Consider the following 7,472-nt stretch of genomic DNA (forward strand, 5'->3'; position numbering starts at 1 on the left):
GAGTGGCAAGTCTGGCCATATAGATCAATTGAAAGATATTGTTTTTATAGCACAAAATATCGCTCTCGGCGGATCTCGGCAGATTCTGTCAGGTGCCTTGTTCTGACTTCTAATCAGCAGGTTGAGGGTTCGAGTCCTTCAGGGATCGCCATACCTCACCCAGTCTCCTTTTGCCTGCGGCTTTTCTTGCCGCGCGGGCACAGGATGGAGAGTAGGACCGCTGCCCATAAACTGAGCGCGGCAGGAAGCAGTTTTGCGGTCCGGCCAAGGTCTGTGCAGACAGGCCTGCAACGGCGCAGGTGTTCCTAGCTGCGCGAGGTGCGGCTGGAGGCCTGATATCGCCGCCGCCTGGAAACAGCAGCTCCTGCCGCGCGATTTCACCAGCGCGGGCCGGGCGCTTGCTGGTTCAGCCGGGGTTTCACTTTTTGAACATATGGGCCAGAGGCCGCTGGTCCGCGGAGGCGCAGCCGTTTTGCCAGGCTGCGCCATAAAGCAGACTGGCTGAGGTTTCTGTTTCAGTTTTTTAAATTGTTCTCAACATTCGCTTCTCAGGATGCAAGGCCAGCTCTAGTCTGCCGGGACGGCCGCAGGGAATTGCCAAAATACAATAATACGGACGTTAAATGACAAAGCAGCGTGTCACTCGAAGATACCTCCGGCTGCGCAGCGGAATCGCCCTGGCGATTTTGCTGGCCGCCGCAGTGGCAGCCTTCTGCGTCACCCTCTCCGGGCAGAGCAGTGTGGCCCGGCGGGCGGAAAACACCAGGGTGCTGGACCAGATCCTGGTCTCTCTGGCTGAGCTGACGCTGGCGTTTGATGAGTTGAAGAACGATCCTGGCAGCCAGAAGGCGCTGATTGCGCGCGGGCGCATCCGGCGAAGCGCCGGGCCCGCAGCTGACGCGCTGGCTGAACTCACTGGCCCTGACGCGTTGGGGGCCTTTTCGCCGCAGGCGCAGGAGATCCTATCCCAGCCGACGCTGAACCCGGTATCTGAGCTTAGGGATATCGTGTTTCTGGCCGGGCTTCTGACCGGACCGGCCGGGACCCGGCAGGCCGGAGCCGATGCCAAGGCCGCGGCCTTGGCCGCGAATCTTTCCAGGCGGCTGCTGCCGGTGCTGATGGAGGCCAAGGAGGCCGAGGTGCGGACCGGCCGGATTGCTGCGGAAACGCAGCTGACCTATGCGCTGGCGGCCGTGCTGATCGGGGCTATCGGCGTCTTTGTCGCTGCCCGGTTCGTGCATATGCCGATGGAGCGCTTCATCATCAGCGCGCAGTCGGAGATCGAGGCAAGCCAGCGCAAGGCAGAGGCCGCGTCGGAGGCGAAGTCCGTGTTTCTGGCGACGATGAGCCACGAGATCCGGACGCCGCTGAACGGTGTGCTGGGCCTGGCGGAGCTGCTGAACGATACCGAGCTTGATGACAAGCAGCGCCATATGATCCGCATGATGATCGTCAGCGGAAACTCCCTGCTGAGCATCATCAACGACGTTCTGGACTTGTCCAAGGCCGAGGCCGGCAAGCTGGAGATGGAGGCCGAGGCGTTCAATGTCCGGGTGCTGTGCCTGGAGGTCATTGACCTGTTTTCCGCGCGGGCCCAAAGCGCGAATATCGACCTGAGACTGAGTGAAGGTTCCGGGAGCGGCAATTGGCATGTGCTGGGGTACGGCACCGCGGTCCGGCAGATTGTTGTCAATCTCATCAGCAATGCATTGAAATTCACCGGGAACGGTTCGGTTGAGGTCAAGCTGCAGGAGCTGCCATCGGCGCAGGACGGCACGCGGACGATCCGGATTGCCGTGAAGGACACCGGGATCGGCGTTCCGCCGGAAGCCCAGGAACGGATTTTCGAGCAGTTCGCACAGGCCGATGCAACCACGACCACGCGGTTTGGCGGAACAGGTCTGGGCCTTGCCATTGTAAAGAACCTGACCAAGGCGGTCGGCGGCACGATTTCGCTGCGAAGCACAGAGGGCGAAGGGTCGGAATTCACCGTGGAGTTCCCGGTTGAAGCCGTTCCGCCCCCCGTTGAAGTTCCCCAGCCCGGACCGGTCGGGGCCGCTTTCAGCAAAAAGGTCCTGGTCGCCGACGACAACCGGGTGAATCAGATGGTCGCGGGCAAGATGCTGGAGCGTTTGGGCTGCACCGTGATGACTGCAGGCGACGGGGTTGAAGCCGTCGGGCTGGCGCGCAGCTGGGAGCCCGATCTGGTGCTTATGGACGTGCGGATGCCGGAAATGGACGGGCTTGATGCCACCCGGGCGATCAGGGCGAAGGAGCGGGAGCTGGGTCTGCCGCCGGTGCCGGTCATCGGTTTGTCGGCCAACGCGATGAGCGAACAGCGTGCCGAGGGCCTGGCCGCGGGCATGGACGACTATCTTGCAAAACCGGTCAACAAAGCGGCGCTTGCCTCTGCCCTGACCCGCCTGTGGCCGGAAGAGGCCCGCGCAAAAACTGAAGGAAGCTCAAAATGCGCCTGACGACGATCGCAGCAGCCCTGGCTGCTGCGGCTGCGATGGCTGTTCCCGCCGCAGCGGAGCCCGGCCGGATCTTGCTGTACAACTGGAGCGGCTACATCGCCCCGGAAACCGTTGCGGGTTTCCAGGAAGCCACTGGCACCAGGCTTGTCCTGGATACCTACGGCGAAGCCGATGAGGCCGAGGCGCGGCTGCTTGCCCGCGGCACCGGTTACGGCCTGGCAGTGGTGTCCTCGGAAACTGTCGGCCGTCTGGTGGAGGCGGGGGCGATCCAGCAGATCGGCGTGTCGGGCATCCCGAACGCGGCGGCCATCGACCAGCAGCTGCTGCAGCTGTACCTGGACGCCACGCCGCAGGCGGAAGGCTATGCCCTGCCGTATCTTTGGGGCACCACCGGCATCGCCTTCGACCGCAGCGCGGTGCTGGAGCGCCTTCCGGACGCGCCGCTTGACAGCTGGGCGCTGGTGTTCGACCCCGCCAACGCCAGCAAGCTTGCGGACTGCGGCATTACGATCGTCGATTCCGTTGAGGAGGTTTTGGCGGCCGCGCTGGTCTATCTCGGCTTGGATCCGCAATCGCGGTCAGAGCAGGATCTGGAGGCGGCCTTTGAGGTGCTGTCCGCTATCGCCCCATATGTCCGGTCGTTTGATGTGGATCAGTATGACGCGCTGCTGGGCGGCGAGGTCTGCCTGGCAGTTACCTGGAGCACCGACGGGCTGGCGCCGCTGCTGGAGCAGGGAACGGACCGGTATCATTATGTGATGCCCCGGGAGGGCACCAATTTGTGGGCCGACCTTTTTGTTATCCCAAGCGATGCCGGCGATCTTGAGGCCTCGCATCAGCTGGTGGATTTCTTGCTCCGGCCGGACTCAATGGCGCAAGCGGCGCTGTTTACCAATGCCGTCAGCAGCATCACGTCCACGCGCGCCGAAGCCGGCAGCCCTGGCCGTGAGATCCCTGCCGTCACGCTGCCGCCAGAGGTCCGCGGCAGGCTCTATCTCGTCACCCCCCGCAGCGGGGAGGAGAAGCGCTTTCTGGATCGCCGCTGGAGACGGCTGCAGATCGGGATGTAACTGCATCAGGCGGCAGGGCGGCTTTCACCGCCGCTTTGGCTGTCCGGTGAAAGCGCGCAAAGGCTCCCGTTTCCGGAGGCCGCTTGGCGCGCGGCGCCGGCTGCGATGACGCGGCTTTGGCTCAGGCCGGGGAAAGACCGCAAAGGCCGGGCAAACGGCCGGGGTGTCAGGTGTGCGCAGCGGGAAATTCGACGATCCGCCAATAGCGGCCGATCATTCCAACAAGCTGCAGAAAATCGCGCCCGGCCGTTTCCTTGACGATATAACCCGCAGCATTCAGGCCATAGGCCGCGTCGATATCCTGGTCATGGCTGGAAGTGGTGAGGAAAAAAACCACTGTGCTGCTGAGCTCGGGATCCTCTCGCATTTCCCGGACAAGTTCGATCCCGTTCATGCGGGGCATGTTAATATCTGCCAGCAGCACAAACGGCGCCTTGATCCGCTCTTTGCCGCCTGTTCCCCGCAAATAGTCCAGAGCCTCGACGCCATCGACCGCCCGGGTGATACCATTGGCGACCCGTGCCTTGCGGAAGGCCCGCAGGACCGCTTTGGCATCGCCGTCGTCATCTTCGGCCAGAAGCACCTTCAAGTCCCCGTGGGGGCGGGCTCGGCTATCGCGGGTTTCCATCTCAAGCACCTCCCTGCGGAACCTCCTGCTGCTTGGGCCAAGTGAAGCTGAATGCGCAGCCTTCTCCGGGAGACGACCGGACCGAGATCGTGCCGCCTGCGCGCTCCAGGTGCTTCTTGATGATCGACAGGCCGATGCCGCTGCCCTCGACCTCGTCGCGCGATTTCAGGGTCTGGAACATCTTGAAAATCTGGTCGTGGAATTCGGGGGCTATGCCGGGGCCGTCATCAGCGACCGAAAACAAGTAGTGATCCCCGGCGTCCTCCACACTTATGTCGACCGTGCCGCCGCCGCGATCATTGTGCTTGATCGCGTTGGAAATCAGGTTTGCGAATATCTGTTTCAGCGGCATGTTCGGCAATTGGATGGCGCCGAAGCCGGGGGCGGTATTTATGGTGAACCCCTCCGGCTGGTCGATCAGCATCAGAGCTTCGCGCATCAGTTCATTGCCTGGCATGGTTTGCTTGTATCTGCTGTCCTGCTTCCGGCCGGCCCGGGAATATTCGAGGAGGTCATCCAGCAGCCGTTCCATCCGCGCCACACGCGAGCGGAGCAGTTCCAGATTTTCGCGGCTGTCCTCATCCAGCTCTTCTGCCAGGTCTTCCTCCAGCCAGCTGGAGGCGTTGGCGATAACCCGGAGCGGTGCCCGCAGATCGTGGGAGGCGACATAGGCAAAATCATCCAGGTCCCGGTTTGACCGGGCCAGTTCCTCCATGATGCGCTCCCGTTCCGCTTCAGTGCGCTTTTGTTCGGAGATGTCGCGGACAATGCCGCAGAACAGTACGTGATCTTCGACCCGGACCTTGCTGACCGAAAGGTGCAGCGGAAAGGTGCTGCCGTCCTTGCGCTGTCCGCGCACTTCGCGGCCTTTCCCTATAATCCTTCTCTGGCCGGTACTGTGATAATTATGGAGATATCCGTCATGCGCCGAACGGTCGGGTTCGGGCATCAGAATTCTGACATTCCGGCCAATGGTCTCCTCGGGGCCGTAGCCAAATATGTCTTTGCAGGCACGATTGTAGCTCAGGATGGTGCCCTGCGGATCAATGTTGATCAGGCCTGCGATGCTGTTGTCCTGAATCGCCGCCAGCTCATTCTGTTTCTGTTCGAGCGATGCCTGGATGGATTTCTGCCGGTAGACAACGAAGGCCAAGGCCCACAGGGCGATTACTGTCAGAATCCTGTTGGTCAGCACAATCCATTCATCGATTCCGGCACGGGGAAACAGCAGGTACCCAAGAGCCGTGAGCGCGGTTCCGGCCGCGGCATAGGTGTAGGCCTTGGCGGGCTTGCCAGCCCAGACGGCGCAAAGGACAACAGCGGTGTATATCAGGCCTGCCGCCACCCCGAGCGGTGTCAGGTAGTCGAACACAAAGCCTGCGGCGACAAGCAGGGCTGCAGTGAGTTGCGCCCGGGTCTCAACGCTGCTGCGGCAACGCGGGGGCTGGTCTGCTTCAAAGTGCCTGGCAAGGGTGCTGGCAAGGGTCATGTCTGTCGCTTCCCGTTTTTCCGGGCGTCGGGCCGGCGGCCAAATCGCAGGGCAACGTGGTGCCGCATACCGGAGCGCAGCCGCGGAGCCGCTTGATCAGGCCAGGCTCATGGTACAGCCTCCCGGGAGGCCTCTCAACACAATTGCAACTAAAAGTTGTTTCTTCGTTAAACCGCCGGGCTTTTGCCGCTCATGGCCAGGGCGCGCCACTGCCCGCTGCGCCGCAGGCTGGTTGGCGGTGTTAAGAGATTTCTGTCGAAATCGCGCTACTCCGTTCGCGAACACAAAGAATCAGGAATGCGCGGAGAAGTTTTTTGTTTTTCAAATTCAAGGCAGCACAGCCGGCGGAGCAGGATAACGGTGCCAGGCTCATTGCAGACATGGTCGACGCCACTCAAGCCACGGTTCAGTTCACGCCGGATGGCACCATTCTGACGGCAAACGGCAATTTCCTGGCCGCGCTAGGCTACCAGCTGGAAGAGATCACGGGGCAGCATCACGCCATGTTCGTGGCACCGGAGCTTGCCGCCAGCACGGACTACAAGGATTTCTGGGCGGGCCTGGCGTCGGGTAAGGTTTTCACCGGGCAGTTCCCGCGCGTGACCAAGGATGGCACCACCCTTTGGGTCCAGGCCACCTATGCGCCTGTCACCGGAGATGGCGGCGCTGTTGAGCGTGTGGTCACAGTGGCCACCGACGTGACAGAGCGGCGCCTCGGCCTGCAGGAAATCGCCCGGGGGCTGGAGGCGATGAGCCAGGGCGACCTGGGGGTCCGGGTGGCGCTGTCGGAGCAGGCGGACATCGCGGCGCTGGGCGAGGCGTTCAACCAGTCGGCCCAACAGCTGGAAACCGCAATCGGGTCCGTGACGCAGGTGTCTGAGGCCGTGGAGCGCACCGCGGAAGAGATTTCCCGATCGGCCGGCGATCTGTCTCAGCGCACCGAGAGCCAGGCGGCAACCCTGGAGCAAACCGCCGCCGCCATCGAGGAGCTGACCGGCACAGTGCATTCCTCCGCAGAAGGCGCGGAAAAGGTGGAGGTCATCGTGAGCGACGCCAAGACCGCAGCAGAGCGCAGCGGCCGGGTGGTGACGGACGCCGTCGCGGCGATGTCGCAGATTGAGGCGTCGTCCGAGGAAATCGCCAAGATCATCGGGATGATCGACGATATCGCCTTTCAGACCAACCTGCTGGCCTTGAATGCCGGGGTGGAGGCGGCCCGGGCCGGCGAGGCAGGGCGCGGCTTTGCCGTTGTCGCCTCGGAAGTGCGGGCGCTGGCACAGCGCTCCGCGGGGGCAGCCGGCGAGATCAAGCAGCTGATCAGCCAGAGCAAGCAGCAGGTGGCCGGCGGTGTGGACCTGGTTGGAAAGACCGGCGAAGAGTTGCAGCAGATCATCGAAAGCGTCGGCAATATCTCGGCCCACATCAGCGGCATTGCGGCGGGGGCCAAGGAACAGGCAGCATCGCTGAGCGAAATCAATCTGGGTGTCTCGCAGCTGGATCAGGTGACCCAGCAAAATGCCGCAATGGTGGAGCAGGCCTCTGCGGCCAGCCGCCTGTTGTCTTCCGATGCCAGCCAGCTGACGCAGGAGGTCTCCAAGTTCAGGGCGGCCGCAAGCCCGGCTCCGGCGCAGCGTCCGGTCCAGCGGGCGCCTGTTACCGGGTTTCAGGACCGGGTGGCCCCGGCGGCTTCACCCGCTGCTGCGCAGGTGCTGCCGGCCGCCCAGGGCTGGGACGATTTCTGAGATGTCCAACGGGCGCCGCTCCGTTGCGGCGTAGTCCCGGGGGGGCTGTAAACTGGCCCCGCCGGG

The 7,472-nt window shown here is 62.9% G+C and carries 5 protein-coding genes and 1 tRNA gene; 4 read left to right on the forward strand and 2 right to left on the reverse strand.

Annotation, left to right across the window (positions count from 1 at the left end; translation table 11 throughout):
* Positions 1 to 81 precede the first annotated feature (81 nt).
* The 3 genes from CAER_RS29745 (at position 82) to CAER_RS0116865 (ending at position 3,547) form a co-directional block, all read left to right on the forward strand.
* A tRNA-Arg gene (locus CAER_RS29745) sits at positions 82 to 151 on the forward strand.
* Between the two features lie 472 nt (positions 152 to 623).
* Positions 624 to 2,477, forward strand: a complete 1,854-nt coding sequence (locus CAER_RS28935; protein WP_084299575.1) for an ATP-binding protein — start codon at positions 624 to 626, stop codon at positions 2,475 to 2,477.
* Positions 2,468 to 3,547 carry a polyamine ABC transporter substrate-binding protein gene (locus CAER_RS0116865; RefSeq protein ID WP_027236469.1) on the forward strand — a complete coding sequence of 360 codons (1,080 nt, stop codon included), beginning with the start codon at positions 2,468 to 2,470 and terminating at the stop codon, positions 3,545 to 3,547. The genes CAER_RS28935 and CAER_RS0116865 overlap by 10 nt, the downstream gene beginning before the upstream one ends.
* A 166-nt stretch (positions 3,548 to 3,713) precedes the next feature.
* Here CAER_RS0116865 and CAER_RS0116870 read toward each other — a convergent pair whose 3' ends face one another.
* A complete protein-coding gene (locus CAER_RS0116870; protein ID WP_027236470.1) occupies positions 3,714 to 4,175 on the reverse strand; it encodes a response regulator in 462 nt (153 codons plus the stop codon).
* Between the two features lies 1 nt (position 4,176).
* Entirely contained in the window at positions 4,177 to 5,664 is a 1,488-nt protein-coding gene (locus tag CAER_RS0116875; RefSeq protein WP_245597374.1) for a sensor histidine kinase, read from the reverse strand.
* A gap of 314 nt (positions 5,665 to 5,978) precedes the next feature.
* Here CAER_RS0116875 and CAER_RS0116880 point away from each other — a divergent pair, with 314 nt between their 5' ends.
* Positions 5,979 to 7,406 (forward strand): methyl-accepting chemotaxis protein, encoded by a 1,428-nt coding sequence (locus CAER_RS0116880; protein WP_027236472.1) that lies wholly within the window; start codon positions 5,979 to 5,981, stop codon positions 7,404 to 7,406.
* The last annotated feature ends 66 nt before the right edge of the window (positions 7,407 to 7,472 follow it).

The organism is Leisingera caerulea DSM 24564 (genome assembly GCF_000473325.1).
Classification (GTDB): domain Bacteria; phylum Pseudomonadota; class Alphaproteobacteria; order Rhodobacterales; family Rhodobacteraceae; genus Leisingera; species Leisingera caerulea.